Source organism: Rhodococcus spongiicola (assembly GCF_004011835.1).
In the GTDB taxonomy this organism is placed as follows: Bacteria; Actinomycetota; Actinomycetes; order Mycobacteriales; family Mycobacteriaceae; genus Prescottella; species Prescottella spongiicola.
In genome coordinates, this window is record NZ_RKLN01000001.1 from 961,059 (window position 1) to 987,703 (window position 26,645).

Genomic DNA, 26,645 nt, shown 5'->3' on the forward strand with positions numbered 1-26,645 from the left:
ATTTCGAGTACCCCTAGGGGTGAGTTGGCCCCACCTTGCCGCACTCCCCATCTTCGGACGTGACGTGTGATGGACGGCACAACCGCATCGACCCCGACCGCCGCCTCGACGATCGACGGCGGGCCGCCGCCGGATCTCGGCGCGCGAACGGTGTCCTTCCTCGCCGACGTCGTCGCCCGGTTCGCCGACCGGTGGGCGGCGGCCGACGACCCCCCGCAGATCGAATCGTTCCTGCCAGGTGGGATGCCCGTCCGCGATGCGCTGCGCCGTGCCGCAATCGTCGAGCTGATCAAGGTGGATCTCGAGTACCGACTACTGCATGCGAACCGACCGAAACCGCTCTCGGAGTACCGCGCCGAGTTCCCCGAACTGCGGTCGAAGCCGCTTCCGGTAGACCTCATCTACGAGGACTTCCACCTACGCCGTCGCGGCGGTCACGCCGTCGACGCCGAAGCGTACGTGCGGGAGTTCCCCGAGAACGCGGAGCAGGTGACGGCCCTGCTCGCGCCCGACGACTACCGCAGCACCCTGGTTGCACAACCGGGCGCACAGCGGGCCCTCGAGCAGGTCAACGTCGGCGACCGGGTCGACGACTTCGACCTGCTCACCGAGCTGGGCCGCGGATCGTTCGCACGGGTGTTCCTCGCCAGGCAGCGGTCGATGCAGCGGATTGTCGCCGTGAAGGTCTCGCACGACCACGGCACCGAACCGCAGACCCTGGCCCAACTCGACCACGACTACATCGTCCGGGTGTTCGACCAGCGACTACTGCCCGATCGCGAACTGAAGCTGCTGTACATGCAGTACGTGCCGGGTGGCACCCTGCTCGACGTCCTGCGCCGCGTTCGCGAGCATCCCGCCGATCCGGAGCATCCCCGAACCGGTCAGCTTCTGCTCGACTCGATCGACGCTGTCCTGGAACGTAAGGGCGAGATCCGGCCGAGCGATTCGAGTGTGCGCGCCGAGATAGCGGGGCTCAGCTGGCCCGAAACGGTCGCGTGGCTGGGCCGTCGTCTCGCCGACGCCCTCGAGTACGCCGACCAGCACGGCGTCCTGCATCGCGACATCAAACCCGCGAACGTCCTGTTGACGTCGGAGGGCGTTCCCAAGCTGGCGGACTTCAACATCAGCTTCAGCGACCGTGTCACAGGGACCAGTCCAGTCGCGTACTTCGGTGGATCCCTGGCTTACATGTCGCCCGAGCAACTCGAGGCCTGCCACCCGGATCTGTCCGGCACGGCCACCGACCTCGACGCCCGGAGCGACATCTACGCGCTCGGGGTGATGTTGTGGGAACTGCTGACCGGGCGGCGTCCGTTCGCGGACGAACGCGACGCCGGCGAATCAGCGACATCGCTCGAACGCATGCTGGCGCTGCGACGACACGAGATCGATACGCGGTTCCAGGAGGATCTGCCCGACGACTGCCCTGCTGCGCTGCGCCGCGTTCTACTGACGTGCCTGGCACCGAATCCCGAGGATCGCTGGTCGACGGGTGCGGAACTGGCGCAGCAGTTGGATCTGTGCCTCGATGCTCGGGCCCGTGACCTCGTCGACCCACCACCGCACAGCTGGCGACACCGTCTGTTGCCGTGGATGATTCCGATCGTCGCACTCGGTGTGGGTGTTCCGAACACCCTCGCGGCGATCTACAACTACAACCACAACCAGACGCTGATCATCAATGAGCTGTCTGCCGATGCACAGCAGCGATTCGTCGAGATCTCGCAGGTGATCAACAGCATCGTGTTCCCGCTCGGGTTCGTGTTGATCGTGTACTTCTGCCGTTACGTCATCTACGTGCCCTTGGGTCTCCGGAGGGGAAGAAGCTACGACGCTGCCACCCTCTCTCGTGCCCGCGCCGACACCCTGCTGATGGGTGACCGGATCGTCGCAGTGGTGTTCGCGCTGTGGCTCATCGCGGGAATCGCCTTTCCGGTCATGCTGCAGATCGCCGCCGGGGCCCTTCCACAGGGCGTCTATTTGCACTTCCTGGGTTCGCAGATCGTGTGTGGGGCGATCGCGGTCGCATACCCGTTCTTCCTGGTCACGTTCTACGCTGTGCGGTGCCTGTATCCATCGCTGTTGCCTCACGGCATCACCAGCAGCAGCGACGAGCGCCGGCTACGAGGTCTCGACCGCCGCAGCACCATGTACCTCGCGGTGGCCGCGTCGGTGCCGTTGGTCGGGGTCGCCGGGGCGACGTTCCTGCCTCCCGACGAGATCTCTTCCGTCATAGTCGCGGTGCGAGTGCTGTGCGTCGGCGGCGTGGTCGCGTTCGTGTTCGTGTACTGGCTCTTCCGCCTGCTCGAGGAGGACCTCCGGGCGCTCGAGCGCGTCGTGTCGTAGGGGCTTCAGCTGTTCCCGAAGAGAGAACTCGGCGCTGCGGGAAACAGCCGCTCGACCGCGGTGACGATAGCTGCTCGACGGTCTGCCAGGAACTGCTCACGCGCACCGCTTTCGACGGACGTCAGGCCTGGTTGGTCGGCCCAGGCCATCGCCAGCTGGTTGACGAACACGAGGATGTCGAGCGGGTCCCACGAAGGATCGAGCAGTCCTTCCCGCTGCGCGCGGCGAAGCTTTTCCGCCTTGCGGCTGACCGTGTCTCGAGCGGCGCCATCAGAGCCGGTGTCGGCGAATTCGAGCTGCCCCCAACGCATCAGACGTAGGTTGTCGGGGTTGGCGACGAAGTAGTCGTGGACTCGTCCGGCGTAGCCGGGCAGATCAGCGGGATCCATCTGCGTTGCTTCGGCGACCGCGTCGAGTTCACGGGCGGCGACGAACCCATAGAGCTCTTCTTTGCTGCGAAAGTACGCGTAGACCCGCTCCTTACTGGTCCTGGCAGACTTCGCGATCCGATCGATGCGCGCACCGGCAACCCCGTGTCGCGCGAATTCGGCGGTGGCCGCTTCGACGATGCGGCCACGGGTCGAATCGGTACGAGGCGAAGGCGACACCCGGCCACCCTACCAAGCCAAACTAGTTGGTTTGACCGAGTCAGCAAGCGCGTGTAGCGTCGAACCAAACAGTTTGGTTTGACTCTGAGAGAGGGCTTGTTCATGCAGCACAGGGCATTGGGAACGCAAGGACTGACCGTCTCGGCGATAGGTTACGGATCGATGGGCACCGTGGTCGGATACGGAGCCAGCGACGACACCGAATCGGTCGCCGCGATCCGCCGTGCACACGACCTTGGCGTGACCTTCTTCGACACCGCCGAGATGTACGGCTGGGGAGAAGGCGAGAAACTACTCGGCCGCGCGGTGGCACCGTTTCGCCATGAGGTGGTGATCGCCACCAAGTTCGGATTCACCCCCCGCTTCGGCACCGACTCGCGCCCCGAGCACATCCGCGAGGTGGTCGACGCCAGCCTGCGCAACCTGGGAGTCGACAACATCGACCTGCTCTATCAGCACAGAGTCGACCCCGCCGTGCCGATCGAGGACGTCGTCGCGACCATGGCCGAGTTCGTCGACGTCGGCAAGGTGAAGTACCTCGGCCTTTCCGAGGCGACACCCGAGGTCATCCGCAAAGCCCATGCCGTGCACCCGATCTCAGCGCTGCAAACCGAGTATTCGATCTTTGCCCCGGACGCCGAACCACTGTTCCCACTATTGGAAGAGCTCGGAATCGGGTTCGTCGCCTACTCCCCGCTGGCGCGCGGATTCCTCACCGACACAGCGAAGCCGGCCCACGACTACGATCCGACCGACTTCCGTACCCTCATGCCCTGGTGGAACGCCGACAACTACGACGCCAACGCGCACATCATCGGTCAGCTCACCGAACTCGCCCACGCCAAAGGCATCACTGTCTCGCAGCTGGCGCTGGCCTGGACTCTCGCGCAACGCGACAACATCGTCCCGATTCCAGGCTCACGCAACCCCGACCGCGTCGCTCGAAATGTCGCAGCCAGCGACATCGCGCTCACCACCGAGGATCTCGAGCGCATCGCCGCCATCGCTCCCGCCGGCGGCCAGGGGGGCCGCGGCACCCCCTCGCCATGGCTATAGGGGGCAGCCGCCGTGTGCAGACCGATGCACTGAGATGCCGCGACCCGCGCTTTCTCCTTACTCCCACCACCTGAATCAGACCACGATGGCCAGAAGCATCGCCGATGCGATCAGCATGTCCGGCCCGCGTAGCTTCTGCCGGATCAGGTCGACAGGAAGTTGTCCTACTCCTGTTTCGAGGATGAGCCCGTCGTAGGCGGTCGGTAGCCGGGTGCGCAGACGGTACGCCGCAAGGCACGCACCGCCCGCGGCGATCAATGTAGGGGCGGCAGTCCAACCCACGAACGGTGCCGTCGTCGCAGTCACCGCCGCTGCTGCACACGCCGGGACCACCATCATCGGACGGTGCAGTGCCCGGTCGGCCATGCCGAGCATCCCCAACAGCTCTCGGCTGTTGGACATCTCTCGAAACCCGGTGCTGAACACCACCGCGGTAATGAACACCGCCGCGAGTTGCGTCCACGCCGCTGCAATTGGCGAGACCGCGCCGCCGACCGTCCAGGTGGCAGCAACAACCACGCCGACAATGGCGAAGGTTGACGGTCGGCGCAGGTGCCGAAGGAGATCCGAGCGGATCAGCGCGCGCGTACGTCTGCGAGGCAGCGATCGAGAGGGACAGCGAGCGACCCGTCGCCACGCATTGTCGTCGGCTACGCCCGTCAGAATCGATAGATCCAAGCCGATGATCGAGACCCGCATCGCCACTGCGATGTCGGCTCCCTCGTTCAGATCGGCGGCTGTGATCCGCCTGCATACACACAGCGCTGCGATCACGAGCGGGGCCGTCAGGGCCGAGAGGACAACGACTGGAGTCCATGTCGTGAAAACCGGGACCACGGCGCCGGCAACCGCAGCCACCACCGCAGCAACGCCTACCGCCGAGAACAGGATCCGCACGCTCGAGACTATCGGGGCTGGAAGCACTTTGCCCTGTTCGAGTACGGCGACGGCGGCAACGCCCGCACAGCCGGCGGCGGCACCAGCTGTCAGGGGTGCCCACTGCTCGACAGCCCCAGCGAACGCTGCCAACCGACCGCCGGCCGCCCCTGCCACGGCGGCACCCATGAGCGTTACGAGAAGTCTCGGCCGTAGCAGCGTGGCGCGGTCGATTGGTGTCGACAACACCCAAAAGGTGCATTCGGGGCTGGCGGTCAGGGGTCCGATGGCACGTGCCGTAGACCCAACCACCACCATCGCGGCGGCGGCAACCGCCCACGCCCACGTGGGGTTCCACCCCTGGACGGTCGGCAACAGCCCCGAGTCCAACAGCGCGGTCGCAGGTCTGGTCGCCAGCCACCACACGGTTCCGACGACGACATACGTTCCGAGTGCCGCGACAACAATTGCGCCGACTCGGTCAGCGCCGGGGGCGTTGGAGCGAGCCAACCGACGCTGCATCGCTCGGATGGTACGCGCGGACGGAACGGTCGAGGCGGGGCTGATCAACGCCATGAGTCACCGTCCACCGTGTCGTCGGCGACCGCCGAGACCAGGGTCGAGTCGTGCGAGACGACCAGGACCGCGGTCCCGAGCTCCTTCTCGGCGTTGATGCGGGTAACGAGCCACGCTCGCCCGGCCGCATCGAGGTGTTGTTCGGGCTCGTCGAGCACCAGCAGCCGCCGAGGCCTGACAAAGGCCGATGCCACCGCGAGGCGGCGGCGTTGGCCGCTGGACAGTGTCACCGGGAGTTGGTCCGCGGCCCCTGAGAGCCCGACGTCGGCCAGTGTCTGCGTCGCCAGTTCGTACGGTTCAGGCATGCCGTGGGCGGTCGCGACGAGTTGCAGGTGCTCGTGCGCGGTCAAGTGAGCGAATGTGGCCACGTCTCCGACTACAGCAGCCACCGCGGACCGGAATGCGGGTGAGGATTCGTCGACAACGTCACCGTCGACACTGATTGTGCCGCCGTCGAGTCGGTCGACGCCGATCACGCAGCGGAGCAACGTGGACTTGCCGACACCGTTCGCGCCGACGATCGCGCAACACCGGCCGGCCGTGACATCGAAGGTGACGGCGGAGAACACGAGCTGATCGCCGAAATGGCGCTCGGCATCGCGTACGGACAAGACACGGCCGTCCGGCTGAGAAGGGCTGAGCATGGGGTACCCCCGTGGTTCCTCGGAGAGATCGTTTGTCGCGAGGAAGCAGGGACCGGTCAGATTGATGCAGGAAGAGCGGCCCCTGCGAAGAGGCCCGGTGCTCGAGGTTGCGGACGGCCGGGAGTATCAGGGTGGGAATGGCGGCGGAAGGCGCCTCGCAGGCGCTGCTCCTCGCTCGTCGGGCCGCGGGTGGTCCGGCACAGCCCGAACATCAGGTCCTCGGAGCGCCAGACGAGAACCAGCACAGCAACAGCGACGACCGCTGCGAACAGGCCAGCGAACAACGATGTTGTGTCGCCGGCGAAGGTGAGATCGACCGTGAGTAGCCAGACGGCGGCCCACGACAGCAGGAAGACCAGCACATCAGCGCCTCGCCGCCAGCCGTGTCTCATGCCACGCAGCATATCCGGACCGAAACACCGATCATGGTCGGCACACCCACGAAGATGAACGATTACAGGCGCTGCAGCCAGGAATGGCCGAAGGGAGGACCTGCGGGCCCTCGAGCGCGGGTCGTGTCGCGGGGAAGCTATCCGCCGTACACCTTGGGGTCGAGGGTGCCGATATAGGGCAGATCCCGATAGCGCTCGGCGTAGTCGAGGCCATAGCCGACGACGAACTCGTCGGGGATGTCGAAGCCGACGTGCGCGACCTCGACGTCGACCTTGATCGCCTCCGGCTTCCGTAGCAACGTGACGACCTCGAGTGACGCCGGGTTGCGCGTCCTCAGGTTGCGCATCAGCCATGACAGCGTCAGACCCGAGTCGATGATGTCCTCGACGATCAGCACGTGGCGACCGGCAATGTCCTTGTCGAGGTCCTTGAGGATCCGCACGACGCCCGACGACGACGTCGATGATCCGTACGAACTGACAGCCATGAACTCCATTTGCGTGGGGATCGGCAGCGCCCGTGCGAAGTCGGTCATGAAGAAGATCGCGCCCTTGAGGACACCGACCAGCAGCAAGTCGCCCTCAGGGGCGCCGGTCGGATATCGCTCGGCAACTTTCGCGGCGAGTTCCGCCGTCCGCTGCTTGATCTGCTCCTCGGAGATCAGTACCGATGCGATGTCGCCCTCGTACACGAAGCATTCCCTTCAATCGTTCACGAAGTCCGCCGACAGCCTGCCACGGCTTCGGGACGCGACCAACCTGACACCTGGACCGCCGCCACCGACAGCGACTCCGCCTTGCCCGCGCCAGTGGCCGATCAGGTCGTCGACTGCCCGTAACTGCTTGTCGGTCAGGGCTTTCGCGCCACGGTCGAGGAGCCAGGCCCGCAAGACCCGGCGGCGCACCGCGACGGGAATCTCGCGCAGGCTCTCGACGAGGAGATCGTCTCCGTCCCGCGCCGACGCGAGTGCCTGGCGGGCGAGGGTGTCGAGCACCTCACCATCCTCACGGAGCTGTCCCGCGGTGCGGGCCAGTGCAGCCGCCACCCCGCCACCGAGGGTGTCCTCGAGCAGCGGCAGCACCTCGGTGCGCAGCCGTACCCGAGCGAAACCCGGATCGGAGTTGTGGGGGTCCTCGTACGGCTCGAGCGCGAGTTCGGCGCAGGCGCGGCGGGTCGTCTCACGCCGGACTGTGAGCAGGGGCCGGCCCCAGGGCGCGTCGTATTCGGCCATGCCTCGGATCGACCGCCCACCGGAGCCGCGGGCCAGACCCAGTAGCACCGTCTCGGCTTGGTCGTCGAGGGTGTGTCCGAGCAGGACAGGGTGCCCACCGCGGCCCGCATCGAGGGCCGCGTACCGGGCGCTGCGCGCGGCAGCCTCGAGTCCACCGGACGCGGCGACGTCTACCGGCACGACGTCCGCCCGGGCACATCCGAGGTCCAGTGCCCGCGTGGCCGCGGTGGCGGCGACGAGGCCCGAGCCGTCCTGGAGTTGGTGGTCGACGACCAGCGCACGCACCGAGGGCGCCTCGACGACCGCGGCCGCCGTGAGTGCGAGGGAGTCGGCGCCACCAGAAAGCGCGACGACGACCGTTCCGGCCGGCTCGTATTGCGCCAGCCACGCCCGAACCGCATGCCGCACCTCGAGGATCGCGGGTGCTTCCGGGAGGCGCCTCACCCCAGCACCCGCGCTATCCAGGCGTCGGGATGCTCGATCTCGTCGAGGGTCGGCATCGTTTCGGGGCCGGTCCAGATCGTGTTGAACCGATCCATCCCGACTCGGCCGACGACGGCGTCCACGAAGCGCTTGCCGCGCACGTACTGCGCCATCTTGGCGTCCACACCGAGCAGCGCACGCAGGATTCGCTGCACGGGGGTGGTCCGGCGACGACGGCGCGCATCGAATGCCCGCCGAATGCGCACCACCGACGGCACCACGTCGGGTCCGACGGCATCCATCACGTGGTCGGCGTGGCCCTCGAGCACGGTGCCGAGCACGAGCATCCGGTCGAGCGCCGCACGCTGGGGTTCGGCCTGGGTGGCGCGCACCAGTCCGATGATGCCCCGCTGGTCGACGGGTAGGTCCTCGCCGCGGCGCCGATCTCGCAATGCCGAAGAGAGTCGTGAGACGAACTCAGCCATCGTCTCCTTCGACGACTCGCCGAGTGTGGCGACGGAGCTGCGCATGTAGTCACCCATCCAGGGCGCCGACGAGAACTGTACTCGGTGGGTGACCTCGTGCAGACATACCCACAACCGGAAGTCTCTGGCCGGCACCGCCAGCGTCCGCTCCACCTGCAGCACATTGGGCGCGACGAGCAGCAGCGTTCCGTGCTCACCGGTGAACGGGTCGTACTGGCCGAGAATCGCCGACGAAAGGTACGCGAGCATCGCACCCGCCTGCACACCACCCGTCTTTCCTGCCAACGCTGAACGCTGCGGATCGACGTCCGATCCCGTGAGGTGTGCCATGGACTGCGCCGCGGCGCGGACCCAACCGGCCCGGTCGACGACCCGCGCGGAAGGGGTCGGCAGCCCGTCGGCCAGCCCGGTGACACCGCGGACTGGCGCTTCCGCGCGGAACGAGGCGCTCTCGAGGTCGGCGACCACGGCCTCTGCGGTGTACCGCGACGTGACAGGTCCGGCGGGCGCCAGACGCACGCCCGTCCGAGCAGCCAGGCCCCAATCCACCGCGCCGCCGAATCGGCTGTCCGAGTCTGCCGTAGTCACCCTCACTACCTCATCTCGCCGCAACTCACCTGCACCCACACTGCTCACCTGCGCCCACACTGCTCACCTACACCCACACTGCCGCAGCGCTCCGGCGACCGCGTCGAGCGCGGGCCGGCTCACCATCGGCAGACGATCGTTGGACATCAGTGTGAACGTCAGCACGCGCCCATCCGCATCTACGACATATCCGGTCAACACGCTAGCGATCGAGAGCGTTCCCGTCTTGGCCCGAACCCACCCGGCGCCCGTCCGGTCGCCGGACACGTACCGGTCGGCCAGGGTGCCGGTGGCACCAGCGACGGGCAGGTCGTCGAGCATTGGACGCAGTTGCGGCTTCGAGTCACCGGCCGCCGCGTTCAGGACGTTGTCGAGTAGAAGGGCCGAGACCCGGTTGTCGACGGACAGGCCGCTGCCGTCGTGCAGGATTAGCCCGTCCATCTTGAACCCGGCGTCGTAGAGGACCTGCGCGACGGACGCGGTGGCGCCCGCGAACGATCTATCGACGTTCTTCGCGCCGGCGACCTCGCGTGCGATTGTCTCGGCGAGCACGTTGTCGGACATGCGCATCATCTGGCCCAATCGATCACGCAGCGGCGCCGACTGCACGCTCGCGACGGTGGCCGCGTCTGGCTCGGCCTTACCGAGCGCCACCCGGGCCGGGTCGATGCCGAGTGCCTGCGCCAGGGTGCGGCCGGCGTCGAGCGCCGGCGTGGCGCTGCGTGGCGACTCGTCGATGAGCGGTTCGATCCGCGCGCCGTCGATCATGACTGGCTCGACTGGCGCGATGAAACCGGCGGCGATGTCGTCGGGCACCCACCCCGGCGCCATCGCGGGGCCGATGTATGCACTGGTGTCGACGACAATCCTGTCCACCTCGACGCCCGCACGCCGGATCTGTTCGACGAGGTCCGCGACGTGCGGCGCACCCGGGTAGTAGTTCGGTTGCCCGGGCGGCTGCGCGGTGAGCGTCGGATCGCCCTCGCCGACGAGCACCAGTTCACCCGCGCTCGAGCCCTGCACCACCCGTGTTTCGACGCGATGGTCCGGGGGCAGGGTCAGCATTGCTGCGGCCGCAGTGAGGATCTTGGTCGCCGACGCGGGCGTCATCAGAGTGTCGGGGTCCTTGGCCCACAACACGGTGCCGGTTTGCGCGTCGGACACCACACCGGTGAAGACGCCCAGGTCGGGGTTCGACACGACCGGGGCGAGGGCCGCCTCGAGAGCCTGACGAGTTGGCATGGGGGCATCGTCGGGCAGCGGCGCGACCTGGGGGGTGGCGGTGATCAGCTGCGGCGAGGTTGCGGCCACGTCCTGGGCCGCGGTCGCGCTCCCGCGTTGCACCAGCACGACGGCGGCGCCGCCGACGACGAGTGCGAGAACGGCGACGAGCGAGAGCAGGATCCGAACATTTCGACGTCGACGCTCGGCCAGGATGCCGACCTTCTTCTTTCCGTCGCTCCCCAACTTCCCTCCGAATCGCCCAAATTTCCCACCGAAGCGCCCAGCGCTCCGACCGCGGATTCCGCGGACCGCTCAGATCGTTCCGAACGAGGGCCGGAGGCGTTCCAGCACCTGCACCACCCGCATCACACAGTATCGCCGACCCGCTACTCTTTTCCCGAACCGTCTACTCGGGCGGCAGTCGCAGATGCAGACAGTCAGACGCAGACAGTGAGGACAAGACGTGGAGTTCGACGTCACCATCGAAATCCCCAAGGGCCAGCGCAATAAGTACGAGGTCGATCACGAGACCGGCCGCGTGAAGTTGGACCGCTACCTCTACACCTCGTTCGGCTATCCGGCCGACTACGGCTACATCGACAACACCCTCGGTGAGGACGGCGACCCGCTGGACGCGATGGTGCTGCTGCCCGAACCGGTGTTTCCCGGCGTCATCGTCGAGGCTCGCCCGGTCGGCATGTTCAACATGGTCGACGAGGCCGGCGGCGACGACAAGGTACTGTGCGTACCCGCGGGCGACCCGCGCTGGGATCACATCCAGGACATCGCGGACGTCCCCCAGTTCGAGCTCGATGCGATCAAGCACTTCTTCGTGCATTACAAGGATCTCGAGCCGAACAAGTACGTCACCGGAGCCGACTGGGTCGGCCGCGCGGAGGCCGAGAAGGTCATCTCGGAGGCCATCGAACGCCTGAAGGCGAACGGCGGACACTGAAGTAGTTGCCGGTGAAGGTGTGGGAGCGCATGTGCTGCTCCCACACCTTCACCGTTTCCAGGGCCCACCTACCCCACTACGATTCGCCGGGTGACCGGTTACGACGATCTCGACATGTTCGGTGGCCTCGACCCCTCCACCCTGCCGCCAACCCAGCAGCGGATCCTGGTAGCGATCCACGACTGGGTGTCGGCGCACGGGTGCCCGCCGAGTACTCGAGAGATCGCGCATGCAGTGGGCCTACGGTCGACGTCGTCGGTGTCGAAGCACCTGAAGAGCCTGGAACACAAGGGGTTTCTCCGTCGCGGCGGATCGATGACCCGGCAACTCGATGTGCGTCCATTCCTCACCGGGTCGGCGCCGGAGCAGTCGCCGGAGAACGCAGTGACGGTGCCCGTGGTCGGTGACATCGCGGCCGGCACGCCAATCCTTGCCGATGAGCACACCGACGAGGTGCTGGCGCTGCCGCGTGAGATCGTCGGCTCGGGCACCGTATTCGCGCTGCGGGTTCGCGGCGACTCGATGGTCGACGCTGCGATCTGCGACGGCGACCTCGTCGTGGTGCGGCAACAGCAGGAAGCGCACTCGGGACAGATCGTCGCCGCGATGATCGACGGCGAAGCCACCGTCAAAGTGTTCCGGCGCCGCGGCGGGCACGTCTACCTGGAGCCCCGCAACGACTCCTATCCGGTCATCGACGGCGACGAAGCCGTGGTCCTCGGCCGGGTGGTGTCGGTGATGCGGCGAATCTGACCGGGCTCCCCCAACCGCCGTTCACACGGCGCCTTACGTTCACCGCCTTACGTTCACCGCCTTACGTTCACACTGTGTCGGCTGCTGCGCCGTCGGTGTCGTCGGTGACGGTGTCTTCGGCGTTTTCGGCGAGGCCCGACTTCTTCCGCAGCGGCACCTCCCGCCAGATCAGGATCAGCACCAGCGCGGCGACGGCCAGTACCACGATCGGTGGGTAGATGGCCTCGAACGCGACCGCGAAGCCGTTCTTGAACGGTTCCGCGAGGGTCGCGTTGAGGTGCTCGATGAACGAGGTGTCCTGCATCGCGGCATGCGTGGCACTGGGGTCTCCGGTCGCCAGCGCGCGGGCGATTCCCGCCTCCGCTGGGTCCGGGCTCTGCAACCCGGCCGCAACCGCCTGCCGGAACTCCGGTGACTGCGCCGCGTCCTCCAGCTGGGTTGTGATCGCGGGCGTCAGCTTCGCGAAGAGAATCGACAGAAACAGCGCCACACCCATCGTGCCGCCGATCTGCCGGAAGAACGTCGCGGCAGCGGTCGAGACACCCATGTTCTTCGGCGGCAGCGCGTTCTGGATCGCGAGGGTCAGCGGCTGCAACAGATTTCCCAGGCCCAGGCCGAGCACGAAGATGAACACCATGAAGACCGGCAGGCTGGTGTCGGCTGTCACCGAGTGCAGCAGCACCGCCGCGACCGCGGTCAGCACAGCGCCGAGGATGGTGAAGATCCGGTAGCGGCCCGTCCTGGAAATCAGCTGTCCCGACAGAATCGACCCGATCGCGATACCGAGCACCGCGGGCAGCATCTGGAAGCCGGACATCGTCGGACTCGACCCCTTCACCACCTGCAGGTACTGCGGGACGATGATGATCGCACCGAACATGACTGCGCCGACGAGGAAGCTGATCACCACGCCCAGCGCGAACGTCTGGTTCCGGAAGAAGCGCAGCGGGAACAGTGCCGAGTCCCCCATGAAGTACTCCACCACGACGAAGGCGGAGATTCCCACGACACCAATGGCGTAGCAGGTCAGCGATCGGGGGCTGCCCCATCCCCAGGACTGCCCCTGCTCGGCGACCACCAGCAGCGGAACCAGACCGATGGTCAGGGTCAGCGCACCCCACCAGTCGATCCGCACGAGACGGTGCACCGGGGGCAGGTGCAGCACGCGCCACACGACGGCGAGCGCGAGCAGTCCGATCGGGGCGTTCACCAGGAACACCCACCGCCAACCAGCGATTCCGAAGATCGATTCCTGTCCGGCCAGCAGGCCACCGATCACGGGACCGAGCACACTCGACGTGCCGAACACCGCCATGAAGTAGCCCTGATAGCGGGCGCGCTCGCGGGGCGGGACGATGTCTCCGATGATCGCGAGCGCCAGTGAGAACAGGCCACCGGCACCGAGACCCTGGATCGCGCGGAACACCGCGAGCATGGGCATCGACTGCGCGAAAGTACACAGGACCGAACCGAACACGAACAGCGCGATCGCCGCCATGAAGAACGACTTGCGGCCGTAGATGTCGGAGAGCTTGCCGTAGAGCGGGGTGACGATCGTCGCGGTGATCAGGTACGCAGTCGTCACCCACGCCTGCAGGGAGTAGCCGTTGAGGTCGTCGGCGATCGTGCGCATGGCCGTCGCCACGATGGTCTGGTCGAGCGCGGCGAGGAACATCCCGAGCAGCAGGCCTGTCAGGATCGCCAAAATCTGGCGATGCGTGAACGTGGCCTGCTGCTCAGGCGCGACGGTGGACTCGGTGTCCTTGTAATCCTGTGCCATTTCGGCTCCTCACCGTCGCCATCACATGGCGGTCAGCGCCCCTTGAACTCGGGAGGACGCTTCTGGAACACCGCCGTGATGGCCTCGGTGAGGTCCTGTGACGGCAGGAAGGCCGCGTTCCACGCGGCCACGTAACGCAGGCTGTCGTTCACCGCCGCGGAACGGCTGTGGTCGAGCACATCCTTGATGCCATGCACCACGAGCGGCGGGTTCGCCGCAATCTCGGCGGCGGTCGCGTGGGCCGCGGCAAGCACCGCGTCCGCATCGTCGAACACCTCATTGACAAGCCCGATCTTCTCGGCGCGGGCCGCATCGATGTCCTTGCCGGTCAGCGCGAGTTCACGCAGATGCCCATCGCCGATGATTGCGGGCAGACGAGCGAAACTGCCCATGTCGGCGACGATGGCAACCTTGACCTCGCGGATGCTGAACTTGGCGTCGGCGCTCGCGTAGCGGACGTCGGCGGCCGAGATCAGGTCGACGCCACCGCCGATGCACCAACCCTGGATCGCCGCAACGACGGGCTTTCGGCAGTCGGCGACGGCATTGATGCCGGACTGCATGCGTTTGATCATTTCGTGGAAGTCCGTGCGAGGGCCGGCCTGCGCGTTCTCCGCGAGCACTTCGCCCAACCTTCCGCTCATCGCCGGTAGGTCGAGCCCGAAGGAGAAATGCTTGCCGGACCCGGCGAGCACCACGGCGCGGACCTCGGGGTCGGCGTCGAGGTCGGCGAAGACGCCTGGGAGTTCGTCCCAGAAGTCCGGCCCCATCGCATTGCCCCTGCCCGGGCCTATCAAGGTGACCTGGGCGACGTGGTCCTTGCGTTCGACCGTGAACGCATTCCAACTCTGCTGTTCCGTCATTACTGGAGAGTAACCTTTCGATCCGACCTCGCCCTTACCGAGCGTCGGTCGCCTTCTAACCGGCGCGAGCGACAGCGCCGGCGAACAATGCGGTGACGGCAGCCCCTATCGCCTGCTCGTCCACTTCCTCGGGATCGACGGCGTGCTCGAGCACCAGACCCGAGATCAAGGCGGTCAGCGACAGGGCGGTGGTGTGCACGTCCATGTCCACGCCCCACTCGCGGGCGCGGTCGGCAATCAGTTCGATGAGCTTGCCGCGCAGGAGACGCCGCTCACGTTGATACGCCTGTCTGACCTGGGGATCGCGTACGGCCTGGACTCCGAACTCGAGGACCAGAAGCGACCACTCGGGGTCGGCGACGAGGGCCGATGCGATGGCTGCCCCACCCTTGCCCACGGCGTCGGCGAGACCGAGGCCTGCGATCTCACCGGCCACACGGCCCATGAGGTCGAGCCAACGTTGCTCGAACAGTTCGACGAACAGGTCCTGCTTCGACTCGAAGTTCGAGTACACCGCACCCTTGGTGAAGCCCGCCCGGCGTGCGATCTCCGCAAGACGCGCGCCTTGGAATCCCCTGTCGACGAACTCCTCGGCGGCCGCGGCCAGAATGCGCGCCCGCACAACGTCTCGCCCCGGACGCACGGTCGAGGGCACCCCGTCTTGGCGGACTTCGGACACGATACCTACGGTATTCACCACCTGCCGTGTTGACAACCCGTTCGGGTCCCGCGAGATCGAGCGCGGGGATGTGATCGACCCGAGCAGCACGGACATGCTGACGACGGCCCGTGCGGGCGGCAGTTCGTACGGGCCGATCTCCCGAGTCGGATCGGGCGCAGTCTGCCCACTTGTCACGATCCACGTTCTGGGAACCTTTGCCGGACATTGGCTCCCGCTGTCGCTGCTGGGTACGGGCGTTGCGCTCGGTCCGGTCGGCTCCAGCCCTCCCGCTGTACGCCGCCGTAGCGCCGGTCTACTGATCGGTTTCATCGCGGGGCCAGTCGGTTACTCCCGCAGATCGAGCGCGAATATCCCTGCCCCCGCCACGATCTAGATTTACTCTGAGTTCATGCCCAGGCTGCTGCACCCCAATGCGGCGCACGTCGCCGACACGTTGATCGCTCGCGGCCACCACGGGGTGATCGTCAGCCAGCCCGCTCCGACACGCAGCTCGACCGAGGCCGCGACCGCGCTGGGCGCCGATCTCGGTTCCATCGTCAAGTCACTGGTGTTCCTCCTCGACGACGAACCGGTGCTGCTGCTGGTCTCCGGAGCGCACGAGGTGAACGTGGTTGCCACCGGCGCGCGCCTCCAAGGCACGCTCACGCGGGCACCGCTAGACGTCGTCCGTGAGGTGACCGGACAGCCGATCGGCGGGGTTGCGCCGCTGGGTCACCCCACCAACCTGCCCACCTACCTCGACAGCGCTCTCGACGAGTTCCCGGAGCTGTGGGCGGCGGCAGGGCACCCCGATACCGTTTTCCGCACCACGTTCCCGGAACTGCTGCGGGTGACGGCGGGCCTGGCAATCGACATGGACTGACCCGCCTTTCCCGCCCGGAATGCCCGTGCCCGATTGATGAATGCGATTCCTGACTGGCCGGTGCAGCTGGCCTATAGTGGCGGACAGCCGTCCAGGTTCGAATCGGAGAATCCCTTGCCGCAGTCCGTCGAGAATGCACCCGAACTTGCCGTCCCCTTCGCCGAGGGAGGCATCGGCAACGACGAGTACAAGGCCGCGATGCGACGCCATCCGGCCGGTGTCACGATCGTGACCCTCGATTCGAAGGACGGGCCGGTCGGCTTCACGGCGACATCGTTCGCGTCGCTGTCGATGAACCCGCCGCTGATCTCGTTCAACATCGCTCTCACCTCGTCGAGCATCAAGGCGCTCCACGCGGCCGACTCGATCGTCGTGCACCTACTCGGCGAGCACCAACAGCACCTGGCGCAGCGGTTCTCGCGCAGTGCCGATCAGCGCTTCAGCGACGAGTCCCTGTGGGGTCGCCTCGAGACGGGTGAGCCCGTCCTGCACGGAACCCCGATCTGGATGCGCGCCACCATCCACCGCCTGATTCCGGCCGGCGACCACACACTTGTCATCGGTCTGGTCACGCGAATGCACAACGACAACGACGACGAGGCCTCTTCAGCCCCGCTGCTGTACCACGAGGGCAGCTACCACCGGCCGACACCGCTCGGCCCGTAGCACGGACTTCTGCCGGCCTCGACGCTGGCAGCATCCTGTTCATTCGCGGCGGAACACCAGCATGCGATCGGCTCCCCGCTGGAACTCGTAGTCGACGACGTGGACTCGGCCGCGGATGCCGTGCTTGCGCAGGTCGGAGAGCATATCGTCGAGTCCGGCATACGGCGTGGACGATCCCGCGGCCACCAACGGGAAGATGCGCAGTTCTCGGGTCACCCGCATCAGTTCCCGAATCGCCTCGACGTGGAAGCCGTAGTCGAGACCGTCGGAGTAGCTGAAGAGCAGATGCGAGCTGAGGGTCAGATCGAAGCCTTCGTCAACGAACGGGAGCACGGGCAGGCGGCTGGCGACATAGCGGCCCGGGTGTTGTCCAAGGTGGCCGGCGAACCGTTCGACCGCCTGTCGGCGGACCCGTTCGTGCTCATCGGGATCGGCGAAATACGTCCACCGATACTGCTCGCGACGGTCACCGACGTATCGGGCCCCCCGAGCTGCTTCCTGTTCCGCAAGTACGACAAGCGCTTCGGCGCTGTGCCCGAAATAGGCAATGTCACAGGCGATCACATCGCCACCACGGTCGCTAACCTCGGCGGTGAAGCTCGCCGCTCCGGCGGGACAGTCGAGGATCTTTCGGCGGAGGTCATTGTCGGTGAGCCCGAACATGGCTCGGTACTCGTCGAGTGAGCGGTCCTGGACCTCGATATCGCTGTTCACGGGACATTCGCCCGCTACTTCCCGGTCGCGAGGCCGGACGTGCCACCGCAAACACGGTCCTGAACCTCGACATCGCGAACGCGAGCGAATGTCCCTTGAACAGCGAAGGTTTCCCGCGAACTACCGAACGTGTCGGCGACCACGAACTCACGTCGTTCGGTGCCGGCTCTCCGTGGGGTGGACGATCCGCCCACCCCACGGACAGTGGTGCGTCAGTAGTTGCCGCAGGTGTCCGCGATAACCTGTGCCTTCTCGCTCATTACGGACCGCTGGCTTGTCGACGGCTTCCCGGGACGGTCGCGGTTCTCGCTCATGGCCTGCCGTTCCTCGGGCGACATCGCCCTGAACGCCTCGCGCTTCTCGTCGCGATTGTCCATCACGCCCTGCCGTTCCTCGGGCGACTTCGCCCAGAACGCCTCACGCTTCTCCTTCGCTTCAGGATTTTCGTCCAGCCACGCGGCGAGCTGCGGGGCCTCGGCGCGGATCGCCGCGTCGATCTGGTCGGCACTGCATGTGGTGCTCGCGAGGGGCCCCGGCTGGGCCGAGGCCACGCCGGGAACGAGGACGGCGGCGGCGACAGCACCGGCTGCCGCGATGCCGAGCTTCAGTCGTGTTCGTGAGATACTCATGCAGGTTCCTCTCGTAGTGTGGGTCGAACGGCATCGACACTACGATCGCGATCTGCACGTTGACTGTGTTGCGCCTCCGTACTTCCTGTGAATCCACTTGCACCGAAGATGCATTCACGGCATTCGTGCCGTACCCGGAATGTCCGGCCGGGCGACCTCGTGACGGATATCCCCCGAGGAGATCACACGCACTTTGAGGCGCCGGCGATGCGCTCGGTGAAACCGCGGGTCTCGGGAACCGGGTTCCACAGACCATCCGTCTTGCCGTAATTCCAGGTCGCCTCGCCGGCGACCAGTTTCCGAATAGCGCTCACGAGCCGATCGACGTCGTCGGAGCCGGTGCCCAGGCCGAGGCTCGCGCGCACGGCACCATCGGCGTGGCCGATACGGTGCAGTAGCGGATGGGCGCAGAACCGACCGTCACGCACGCCGATGCCGTGCTCGGCCGACAGGTATGCCGCGATGTGGCCGGGTTCGAAGCCGTCAATCGTGAAGGTCACGATGCCGAGACTGTCGGGGGCGTCCGACCACAGACGCAGCAGGTGCACGCCGTCGATCTCTGCGAGCCCCTCCGTCAGCCGTGTCGACAGGACGCGCTCGTGCTCGACGATCTCCGCGAAATCCAACGCGGACAACGCATCACACGCCGCAGCCAGTGCGGCGACACCGAGGACGTTGGGACTACCTGCCTCGTGACGGGCTGGGGCCGGAGCCCAGCAGGTCTCGTCGATCGTCACCTCACGCACGGCGCCACCGCCCGCGAGGTAGGGCTCGGCCTCGTCGAGCCAGTCGCGACGGCCGACGAGCACCCCGGCACCGAACGGCGCGTACAGCTTGTGGCCGGAGAAGGCCAAGTAGTCGACCCCCGTATCGGCCAGGTTGACGCGGCGGTGCGGGGCCAGTTGCGCACCATCGACGAGGATGCGCGCACCGCAGCGATGTGCAGCCTCGGCCAGCTCGGCGATCGGCAGGACCTCACCGGTGACGTTGGAGGCACCGGTGACCGCGAGCAGCGCGGCAGGCTTGGCGCACAGTTCGGCAACCAGGCGGCGGACAGTCTCGGTGACGGTGTCGGCGGCCTCGACGATGCGGGAATTCTTCCACGGCAACAGATTTGCATGGTGTTCGATATCCAGGACGACCACGTCACCGGGCACGCAGCCCGCGAGGAGGTTGAGCGAGTCGGTGGTGTTGCGGGTGAACACCACGACCTGGTCGTCGTCGGCACCAACGAAGCGCTCGACGCTGCCACGGGCGTTCTCATACGCGTCGGTGCTCACCCGGGACGCGTAACCGGCGCCGCGGTGGACGCTGGCGTAGAACGGCAGCAATCCGTGGACGCGGTCGGTGACCTGCGCCAAGGCGGGCGCGCTGGCGGCGTAGTCGAAGTTCGCGTAGGTACAGGTCCCACCCCCGACGAGAGGAACCTGCAGGTCACAGCCGGACACCCGGGCGAGCGGGGCGGTGGCACAGTCGACGGCAGTCAGTACGGCGGTCATCACAACATCCTTCGAGTCCAGGGACTCGTCGGCTGACGGTTGGCGCCATCGGAGTCCGCGCTTGTCATGTCCTTGTGGACCATGACCCGGTCGTCACCCGGAGCACCCCACCGCGGTTGGAGGGTTGCCGACCAGCTAGCCGGGGCTTGACGCTGGTACTCGTGACCTGGGGACGAGGATTGCAGAGCGATTCCGGTGATGTCAACCCCGGGCGCCGTCAGTGTTGGACTTCCAGGTTGGATCCCAAGGACTTCAGTCCATTGATGACGGCCGCCTCGAGGGCTTCGAAGTCCGTCTTGCGAGTCATTCTGCCCGTTGCCTTTTCGAGTCGACGCAGCTCCGCGAGTGGGCCGAGCAGAACCGCGGCGACCACCTGAGCGGGAGCGTCGATGGCCAACCGCCGAGAATCGAGCCAGGCGCGTAGGCCGATCCCGAAGTCCCGAGCGGCCGGCCCCAACTCGCCCCGCTGTCCATTGCGTTCAATCAGGGCGGCGAGCCCTGGATGCGCGCGACTCCAGGTTCGGTCCGCGGCTGCCGCGGCGGCATATCCGCCTCGTTCGAGTGCAGCGAGAAACGCGGCTGACCAGGCTCTGATGGCCTCGTCGGCTGCGGCCGCCTCCACCCGGTCCAGAGAGCCGACGTGGTGATACACGCTGCCGTTGCTGACTCCGGACTCGGCGACCAGGGAGCGCACGGTCAGAGCATCGATGCCGTCGCGATCGATGATCGCTAACGCCGCTTCCAGCAGGCGTTTCGCCGTTGCCGATGATGACTCCACGGCGGAAGCCTAGACGAGGCTGGAGCATTGTTCTACTCTCCCATGACGGACTAGAGCATTGCTCCAACCGCCGCGCGGCTTGGAAAGAGAAGGGAAGTTCAGTGGCAGCAACCGAAGCGATGACGGCGATGCCGTGGATTCAATGGCTCGATCTCGACACAGAGCTGGGCTCCGACGGGTCCGTGCGAGCGACGTTGTCTCGCACCAAGGCCGAACACGTGAACCACAACGGCCACGTCAACGCGCCAGTCGTATACGGCGTGGCCGAAGTGGCCGGTGCGGGTGCCGCGGTGGTGGCGGCGGGGAGCGCAGGCAGTGGCGCGTACACCGTGATCAAGAGTGCCGCCATCGAGTACAGACGCCCGGCTCGCGGAGGAATTTCCGCGGAGAGCCGGGTCGACACGGAGACGGTCGCTGAAATCCAACGAGCTCTCGAAGCTGGGGGCCGTTGTGACATCGATGTCGACGTCGAATTGACGGACGCCGACGGCGCTACGGCCGGTACCTGCCGGTTCGTCGTCAGCTTCCGGCCGTCGAGGTAGTCACGAGGCCGACCCCACGGTGAGCTGGGCGGGTCAGCGGGCGCCAGGAAGCCACGGCTCGCGGCGTGATCAGACCCTCCATAAGACAGGCGGCCGATGCCCCGTCAACTGGGCATCGGCCGCCTGCGACCATTTCCGATCCGACCCGAAGGGGTGTCAGCCTCGGTCGGCCTTGATCAGATCCGCGCACCGCTCGCCGACCATCATCACGGTGATGTTCGGGTTCACGGTGGTGTGCTCCGGGAACACCGAGGCGTCGGCGACGCGCAGGCCCTGCACACCCTTGACACGCAGTTGCGGGTCGAGCGGCGACATGTCGTCAGCGTCCGCGCCCATCCGAACGGTGCCGATGGGGTGATAGACGGTGTTGTGGGTGCGGCGAATGTAGTCGGCCAGTTCCTCGTCGGACTGCACGTCCTTTCCGGGGAACAACTCCTTGCCGGTCCATTCACTCATCGCCGGCTGAGCGGCGATCTCACGCGCGCGCCGGATTCCGGCGATCATGATCCGCATGTCGTAGCCCTCGGGATCGGTGAAGTACCGCGGATCGACGCGCGGCTTGTCCCGGAAGTCCCGGGACCGTAGGCGCACCGTGCCACGTGAACGCGCATGCGTGATGTTGGGGGTGAGGCAGAAGACGTTCTCAGCCGTGGGGTAGCCCTGACGCAGAGTGTGCATGTCGAACGGCACCGACCCGTAGTGCATCATCAGGTCCGGCCGGTCCAGGCCCTCGTCCACCGTCGTGAAGACGCCGATCTCCCACCACTGGGTGGAGGATTCGACCATGGGCTGCATCGCCTCCCACGAGATGACGCCCTCCGGATGATCCTGCAGGTTGGCACCGACTCCGGGAGAATCGACGAGCACGTCGATGCCGTGCTCGCGCAGATGCTCGGTGGGGCCGATTCCCGAGAGCATCAGCAGCTTCGGCGAGTCGATGGCTCCGGCCGACAAGACCACTTCGCTCGTTGCCCGGATGACTCGCGGACGCCCGAACTGGTTGTCCACCACCTCGACCCCGACGCACCGGGTGCCGTCGAACACCAGTCGGGTGGCACGTCGACCCGTCAGCAGTGTGAAGTTCTCCCGATCGGCGATCGGGTGAATGTACGACACCGAAGACGAGGCCCGGGTGCCGTCGGCGCGCCGGTTGATCTGCAGGAAGTTGGCCCCGTTGATCACGGTGCTGCCGGTGTTGAACTGCGTTGTGGGGATGCCGTCCTGCTCGCACGCCTCGAGTAGCGCCACCCCGCAGGGATCGGCCGGCGGGACGTTCATCAGATGCACGGGGCCGCTGTCACCGTGATGCGGTGCATCCGGGCCGGCGTCTACGTTGGTCTCGAGACGCTTGAGCACCGGCCAGAGCGTGTCCTGGTTCCAGCCGGTGGCACCGTGCTCCGACTCCCACTCGTTCAGGTCTTCGGCGGGAGGCCAGAACGCGATGCACGAATTGTGCGAGGAGCATCCGCCCATCACCTTGGCTCGGGCGTGACGCAGGAACGAGTTGCCGTTCTCCTGCGGTTCCACGGGATAGTCCCAGTCGTAACCGGATTCGAGCAACTCCATCCACCGGTCGAGTTGCAGCACCTCGGGGATGTTGCGGTCGTCGGGGCCGGCTTCGATCAGCGCGACCGTGACGGCGGGATCCTCCGACAGTCGCGCCGCGACGGCCGAACCTGCCGAGCCCCCGCCGATCACGACGTAGTCAAAGGTGCTGCCGGCAGCCGATTCGTTCATCGGTTCTCCTGCTGTGATGCGTTCTCGAACCAGCCGGTGACGGCAGGTTCGATGTTCTGATAGACGTGCTTGGCCTCGCGGTATTCGTCGAGGCCGGTGGGCCCGAGTTCACGACCCACCCCGGACTGGCCGAATCCACCCCACTCCGCCTGCGGCAGGTAGGGGTGGAAATCGTTGATCCAGATGGTGCCGTGACGCAACCGGTTCGCCACCCGCTGCGCCCGTCCGGCGTCCTGAGTCCATACGGCGCCGGCGAGGCCGTAGTGAGTGTCGTTACCGATTCGCACGGCATCGTCCTCGTCGGTGAACGTCTCAACCGTGACGACGGGCCCGAAGGCCTCGTCGACCACTACGGACATCCCGCTACGCACCTGGTCGAGCACGGTCGGCAGGTAGTAGTAGCCGGCGTCGAGATCGGTGTCCCCGGACGTGCCGGTGGCGAATGCGCCGCCGCAGCGGACCCGCGCCCCCTCGGCGACACCGGCCTTCACGTAGGCGTCCACCTTGTCGCGGTGCGCCGCCGAGATGAGCGGGCCGGTCTCGGCCCGCTCATCGAACGGACCACCGAGCCGAATCTGCTGTGCACGGGCCACGAGCGCATCGGTGAACTTCTCTGCGATCGACTCCTGCACGACGATCCGGGCACCCGCGGAGCACACCTGCCCCGAGTGAACGAACGCGCCGTTGAGCGCATTGTCGACAGCAGCATCGAAGTCGGCATCGGCGAAGATCACATTCGGGTTCTTGCCACCGAGCTCGAGTGCCACCTTCTTCACTGTCGCGGCAGCGGCCGCGGCCACGACCCGGCCGGTCACCAGCCCGCCGGTGAACGAGACCAGGTCGACGTCCGGGTGCTCACTCAGGGGAGCGCCGGCATCCGGGCCGTTGCCGGTGACGAGGTTGGCGACGCCCGCGGGCAGACCGAGCTCGTCGAGCACCTCCATCATGAGGATCGAGGTGTGCGGGGTGAGCTCGGCCGGTTTGAGCACGAACGTGCAGCCCGCGGCCAGAGCGGGCCCGATCTTCCATGCGGCCTGGAGCAGCGGATAGTTCCAGGGGGTGATCATCCCGCACACGCCGACCGGCTCGTACTGGATGCGGCTGACGACGCTGGCGCTGCCCGCGTCGACGAGTCGCCCCGCATCCTGTGCGGCCACGCGGCCGAAGTACTCGAAGCACGCCGTGATGTCGTCCATGTCGATCTCGGACTCGACGAGCCGCTTCCCGGTGTCGAGGGATTCGGCGCGGGCGAACTCGGCCTTGCGTTCGCGCAACCGCTGCGCCACCCGAAGCAGGAAGGCGCCGCGTTCGCTTGCCGGGACACCGGACCAGCGGCCATCGTCGAAGGCGCTGCGCGCCGCGGCGATGGCCTTTTCCGTGTCGACGCGGGTGGCCTCGCTGACCGTCCCGACAAGCTCACGGGTGGCGGGACACTCGATGTCCCGGACACCTCCGTCCGCAGCGGCCTGCCACGTGCCGTCGATGAACAGGGTGCGAGCGCTCACCTGGGCTCCATCTCGAGCCGCACCTCGTCGGCGCCCCGTTCCGCCTTGGGCTGGTCACCGATATGGAGGGCCTCGAAATCGTGCGACCAGTCGATGATCGGATCGCCGTCGACAGCCGTGGAGTCGATGCCGTGGCTGCGGTGCAGGAATTCGAGTTGCCGCTCGTAGTGGTCGAGAACGTTGCTGATGAGCTGTTCCTTGGTGAACCCGAACACGTCGAACCCGTTACTGCCGTCAGCCGAGAACACCTCGAGGCGGAAGTAGTTGTCCAGTTTCTGTGCGCCCTGACCGTAGCTGGGTGTCTGGTGTTCGGTGGGATAGACCTGGTAGTGGAACGAACGCTCCCCCTCGAACAGGACGTTGAGGTGGTAGGAGTGGATTCCGCAGGATTCGACCACCTGTTCGCCGACTGAAGCGTCAGCGCCCTGGCTTCGGAGCTCGGCCGCGACCTCGGCAAGGGCCGGTCCGACGACCGTCGTCGCATAGCGTTCGGTGGCTTCGGCACCGGGGAAGCGCATAGACCGCTCGACGCGCTGGCGCCAGTGCAGTGTGGTGCCACCGGCACTACGGCTGGACAGCGCGTTCGGCAGCGACTTCCGCAGAGACTCGGCCCAGTTCTTTTCCACCTGAAGTGCCTTGAACAGGCCGAGCATGATGAACATGATGACGACCGCGAACGGCAGACCCATGATGATCGTGGCGTTCGTCAACGTGGTGACGCCGCCGATCATGAGTGCTACCAGGGTCAGCACGCCGGTGGCGACGGCCCAGAAGATCCGCACCCAGGCGGGGCCGTCGGATTCGTTGTCCTGGATTCGCGAGCTGAAGCGAGCCATCACCAGTGCGCCGGAGTCGGCGCTGGTGACATAGAACAGCAGACCGGTGAACGTAGCGATCCCCGCGAGGATTGGCGCTCCCGGGTACTGCTCGAGCAGGGAGTAGAACGCCCGCTCGGGAGATGCCATGGCGGTCTCGCCGAACTCGCTGTCGCCACCGCGAACGATGCCGATGGCGCTGTTTCCGAAGATCGAGATGTAGACCAGGATGAACAGGAACGGGATGGTCAGCGTGCCGACCACGAACTGACGGATGGTCCGGCCACGGGAAATGCGGGCGAGGAACAGACCGACGAACGGCGCCCAGGCAATCCACCACGCCCAGAAGAACAGCGTCCACGCCGACATCCACTCCTCTTGCGAGTCGTAGGCGAACGTGTCGAGCGTCATGCCGGGGAAGCGGCTGGCGAAGTCGCCCATGTTCTGAACCATGCCGTTGAACAGGAACGATGTGGATCCTGTAACGAGTATGTACACCAGCAGGCCGATGGCCGCGACCACACTGATCTCCGAGAGCCGTCGCACACCACGGTTCACGCCGGACACTGCCGACAGAGTTGCGATGATCACGGCGACAGCGACCAGTCCCGCCTGCGCGGGTGTCCCCTCAGGCAGCCCGAACAAATCGCTCAGCCCGTAGTTGAGCTGAGCAACGCCGATCCCGAGGCTGGTGGCGAGCCCGAAGATGGCACCGAGCAGTGCGGCGATGTCCACGAAGTTGCCCAGCGGGCCGTTGATCCGCTTACCGAAGATCGGGTAGAGGGCCGAACGGATGCTCAGCGGGAGGTTGTGACGGTAGGCGAAGTAGCCCAGAGCCAGGCCCATCAGGGCGTACAGACCCCAACCGATGATGCCGTAGTGGAAAAGGGTCCACACCAGTGCCTGCCGGGCCGCCTCGTTGGTCTCACCGGCCCCGGTGGGTGGCTGGAGGAACTGCGTGACCGGTTCCGCCACCGAGAAGAACATCAAATCGATACCGATTCCGGCGGCGAAAAGCATTGCTGTCCACGAGAACAGGCCGAAAACAGGTTTCGAGTGGTCGGGTCCGAGCTTGGTTTTACCCACGCTGGACATGGCCGCCCAGACGACAAATCCCAGCACAACAGTGACCAGCAGGATGTAGAACCAGCCCAGGTTGCTGGCGACCCAGGAAACCCCTGTGCCGATTACGGATTCCGCGTTGTCCTGATTGATCCACGCCCACAGAATGATGCCGACGATGCCGACGCTGGCGCCGACGAAGACCGGCCAGTTCACCGAAACCGGTGGCCCGGATTTTCCTTCGGGCTTTTTCGGTGGTGGAGGTGGCCCATCATGGAGTAGATCGGTACTACTCGATCCCGTCGGGCTCGCATTGTTTTCACTTTTAGTCGGTTTCACCAGAATCCTCA

At 66.3% G+C, this 26,645-nt stretch carries 25 protein-coding genes and 1 riboswitch; of the genes, 7 read left to right on the forward strand and 18 right to left on the reverse strand.

Annotated features, from left to right (window positions below; all coding sequences use genetic code 11):
* Positions 1 to 69: 69 nt before the first annotated feature.
* Positions 70 to 2,349 (forward strand): serine/threonine-protein kinase, encoded by a 2,280-nt coding sequence (locus EF834_RS04480; RefSeq protein ID WP_127945975.1) that lies wholly within the window; start codon positions 70 to 72, stop codon positions 2,347 to 2,349.
* Positions 2,350 to 2,354: 5 nt separating this feature from the next.
* Here the strand turns inward: EF834_RS04480 and EF834_RS04485 are convergent, their stop codons facing one another.
* Positions 2,355 to 2,957, reverse strand: a complete 603-nt coding sequence (locus EF834_RS04485; protein ID WP_127945976.1) for a TetR/AcrR family transcriptional regulator — start codon at positions 2,955 to 2,957, stop codon at positions 2,355 to 2,357.
* A gap of 102 nt (positions 2,958 to 3,059) precedes the next feature.
* On the opposite strand from EF834_RS04485, the gene EF834_RS04490 reads away from it, so the two are divergent.
* On the forward strand, positions 3,060 to 4,013 hold the full coding sequence (locus tag EF834_RS04490) for an aldo/keto reductase (RefSeq protein WP_127945977.1): 954 nt from the start codon (positions 3,060 to 3,062) through the stop codon (positions 4,011 to 4,013).
* 75 nt (positions 4,014 to 4,088) lie between these two features.
* Here EF834_RS04490 and EF834_RS04495 read toward each other — a convergent pair whose 3' ends face one another.
* The 7 genes from EF834_RS04495 to dacB form a co-directional block, all read right to left on the reverse strand.
* Positions 4,089 to 5,411 carry a DUF6297 family protein gene (locus EF834_RS04495; protein WP_164874063.1) on the reverse strand — a complete coding sequence of 441 codons (1,323 nt, stop codon included), beginning with the start codon at positions 5,409 to 5,411 and terminating at the stop codon, positions 4,089 to 4,091.
* A 44-nt stretch (positions 5,412 to 5,455) separates the two neighbouring features.
* Positions 5,456 to 6,109, reverse strand: a complete 654-nt coding sequence (locus EF834_RS04500; RefSeq protein ID WP_127945979.1) for an ABC transporter ATP-binding protein — start codon at positions 6,107 to 6,109, stop codon at positions 5,456 to 5,458.
* Positions 6,110 to 6,165: 56 nt separating this feature from the next.
* Positions 6,166 to 6,501, reverse strand: coding sequence for a DUF6412 domain-containing protein (locus EF834_RS04505; RefSeq protein WP_127945980.1), 336 nt, complete (start codon positions 6,499 to 6,501; stop codon positions 6,166 to 6,168).
* Between the two features lie 137 nt (positions 6,502 to 6,638).
* The gene (gene hpt / locus EF834_RS04510) at positions 6,639 to 7,193 is read right to left on the reverse strand and encodes a hypoxanthine phosphoribosyltransferase (RefSeq protein ID WP_127945981.1); all 555 of its coding nucleotides are present in this window, start codon (positions 7,191 to 7,193) and stop codon (positions 6,639 to 6,641) included.
* 12 nt (positions 7,194 to 7,205) lie between these two features.
* Entirely contained in the window at positions 7,206 to 8,177 is a 972-nt protein-coding gene (gene tilS, locus EF834_RS04515; RefSeq protein WP_127945982.1) for a tRNA lysidine(34) synthetase TilS, read from the reverse strand.
* Entirely contained in the window at positions 8,174 to 9,229 is a 1,056-nt protein-coding gene (locus EF834_RS04520) for a zinc-dependent metalloprotease (RefSeq protein ID WP_127945983.1), read from the reverse strand. Before EF834_RS04520 ends, tilS begins: the two co-directional genes overlap by 4 nt.
* Positions 9,230 to 9,292: 63 nt before the next feature.
* Positions 9,293 to 10,696, reverse strand: coding sequence for a D-alanyl-D-alanine carboxypeptidase/D-alanyl-D-alanine endopeptidase (gene dacB / locus EF834_RS04525; protein WP_127945984.1), 1,404 nt, complete (start codon positions 10,694 to 10,696; stop codon positions 9,293 to 9,295).
* Between the two features lie 220 nt (positions 10,697 to 10,916).
* Here dacB and EF834_RS04530 point away from each other — a divergent pair, with 220 nt between their 5' ends.
* Both EF834_RS04530 and lexA read left to right on the forward strand, forming a co-directional pair.
* Positions 10,917 to 11,408, forward strand: a complete 492-nt coding sequence (locus tag EF834_RS04530) for an inorganic diphosphatase (RefSeq protein ID WP_127945985.1) — start codon at positions 10,917 to 10,919, stop codon at positions 11,406 to 11,408.
* A gap of 90 nt (positions 11,409 to 11,498) precedes the next feature.
* On the forward strand, positions 11,499 to 12,161 hold the full coding sequence (gene lexA / locus EF834_RS04535; protein WP_127945986.1) for a transcriptional repressor LexA: 663 nt from the start codon (positions 11,499 to 11,501) through the stop codon (positions 12,159 to 12,161).
* 67 nt (positions 12,162 to 12,228) lie between these two features.
* Here the strand turns inward: lexA and EF834_RS04540 are convergent, their stop codons facing one another.
* Genes EF834_RS04540 through EF834_RS04550 form a run of 3 tightly spaced genes read right to left on the reverse strand, consistent with a single transcriptional unit; the run spans position 12,229 to position 15,426 of the window.
* Positions 12,229 to 13,941 (reverse strand): MDR family MFS transporter, encoded by a 1,713-nt coding sequence (locus tag EF834_RS04540; RefSeq protein ID WP_127945987.1) that lies wholly within the window; start codon positions 13,939 to 13,941, stop codon positions 12,229 to 12,231.
* A 32-nt stretch (positions 13,942 to 13,973) separates the two neighbouring features.
* Positions 13,974 to 14,804, reverse strand: coding sequence for a crotonase/enoyl-CoA hydratase family protein (locus EF834_RS04545; protein ID WP_127945988.1), 831 nt, complete (start codon positions 14,802 to 14,804; stop codon positions 13,974 to 13,976).
* A gap of 55 nt (positions 14,805 to 14,859) precedes the next feature.
* Positions 14,860 to 15,426, reverse strand: a complete 567-nt coding sequence (locus EF834_RS04550; protein ID WP_408014469.1) for a TetR/AcrR family transcriptional regulator — start codon at positions 15,424 to 15,426, stop codon at positions 14,860 to 14,862.
* A gap of 448 nt (positions 15,427 to 15,874) precedes the next feature.
* Here EF834_RS04550 and EF834_RS04560 point away from each other — a divergent pair, with 448 nt between their 5' ends.
* Positions 15,875 to 16,348 carry a YbaK/EbsC family protein gene (locus EF834_RS04560; RefSeq protein ID WP_127945991.1) on the forward strand — a complete coding sequence of 158 codons (474 nt, stop codon included), beginning with the start codon at positions 15,875 to 15,877 and terminating at the stop codon, positions 16,346 to 16,348.
* A gap of 114 nt (positions 16,349 to 16,462) precedes the next feature.
* Positions 16,463 to 17,014, forward strand: a complete 552-nt coding sequence (locus tag EF834_RS04565) for a flavin reductase family protein (RefSeq protein ID WP_408014463.1) — start codon at positions 16,463 to 16,465, stop codon at positions 17,012 to 17,014.
* A 39-nt stretch (positions 17,015 to 17,053) separates the two neighbouring features.
* On the opposite strand, the gene EF834_RS04570 is transcribed toward EF834_RS04565, so the two are convergent.
* The 4 genes from EF834_RS04570 to EF834_RS04585 form a co-directional block, all read right to left on the reverse strand.
* Positions 17,054 to 17,728: a hypothetical protein gene (locus tag EF834_RS04570; RefSeq protein ID WP_127945993.1), complete on the reverse strand. Its 675-nt coding sequence runs from the start codon at positions 17,726 to 17,728 to the stop codon at positions 17,054 to 17,056.
* 212 nt (positions 17,729 to 17,940) lie between these two features.
* The gene (locus EF834_RS04575) at positions 17,941 to 18,357 is read right to left on the reverse strand and encodes a hemophore-related protein (protein WP_127945994.1); all 417 of its coding nucleotides are present in this window, start codon (positions 18,355 to 18,357) and stop codon (positions 17,941 to 17,943) included.
* Between the two features lie 182 nt (positions 18,358 to 18,539).
* Positions 18,540 to 19,856 carry an aminotransferase class V-fold PLP-dependent enzyme gene (locus EF834_RS04580; RefSeq protein ID WP_127945995.1) on the reverse strand — a complete coding sequence of 439 codons (1,317 nt, stop codon included), beginning with the start codon at positions 19,854 to 19,856 and terminating at the stop codon, positions 18,540 to 18,542.
* A 52-nt stretch (positions 19,857 to 19,908) separates the two neighbouring features.
* A riboswitch (SAM riboswitch) is annotated at positions 19,909 to 20,023 on the reverse strand.
* 50 nt (positions 20,024 to 20,073) lie between these two features.
* Positions 20,074 to 20,634, reverse strand: a complete 561-nt coding sequence (locus EF834_RS04585) for a TetR/AcrR family transcriptional regulator (RefSeq protein WP_127945996.1) — start codon at positions 20,632 to 20,634, stop codon at positions 20,074 to 20,076.
* Positions 20,635 to 20,735: 101 nt separating this feature from the next.
* Between EF834_RS04585 and EF834_RS04590 the strand changes: the two genes are divergently transcribed.
* Complete coding sequence (locus EF834_RS04590; RefSeq protein WP_164874064.1) at positions 20,736 to 21,176, forward strand: YiiD C-terminal domain-containing protein; 441 nt, start codon at positions 20,736 to 20,738, stop codon at positions 21,174 to 21,176.
* 156 nt (positions 21,177 to 21,332) lie between these two features.
* Here EF834_RS04590 and EF834_RS04595 read toward each other — a convergent pair whose 3' ends face one another.
* From EF834_RS04595 to betT, 3 genes are read right to left on the reverse strand one after another with little or no spacing between them, the layout of a single operon-like run.
* Positions 21,333 to 22,913 carry a GMC family oxidoreductase gene (locus EF834_RS04595; protein WP_127945998.1) on the reverse strand — a complete coding sequence of 527 codons (1,581 nt, stop codon included), beginning with the start codon at positions 22,911 to 22,913 and terminating at the stop codon, positions 21,333 to 21,335.
* Positions 22,910 to 24,418, reverse strand: a complete 1,509-nt coding sequence (locus EF834_RS04600; RefSeq protein ID WP_127945999.1) for an aldehyde dehydrogenase family protein — start codon at positions 24,416 to 24,418, stop codon at positions 22,910 to 22,912. The genes EF834_RS04595 and EF834_RS04600 overlap by 4 nt, the downstream gene beginning before the upstream one ends.
* Positions 24,415 to 26,511: a choline BCCT transporter BetT gene (gene betT, locus EF834_RS04605; RefSeq protein WP_235870984.1), complete on the reverse strand. Its 2,097-nt coding sequence runs from the start codon at positions 26,509 to 26,511 to the stop codon at positions 24,415 to 24,417. Before betT ends, EF834_RS04600 begins: the two co-directional genes overlap by 4 nt.
* Positions 26,512 to 26,645 lie beyond the last annotated feature (134 nt).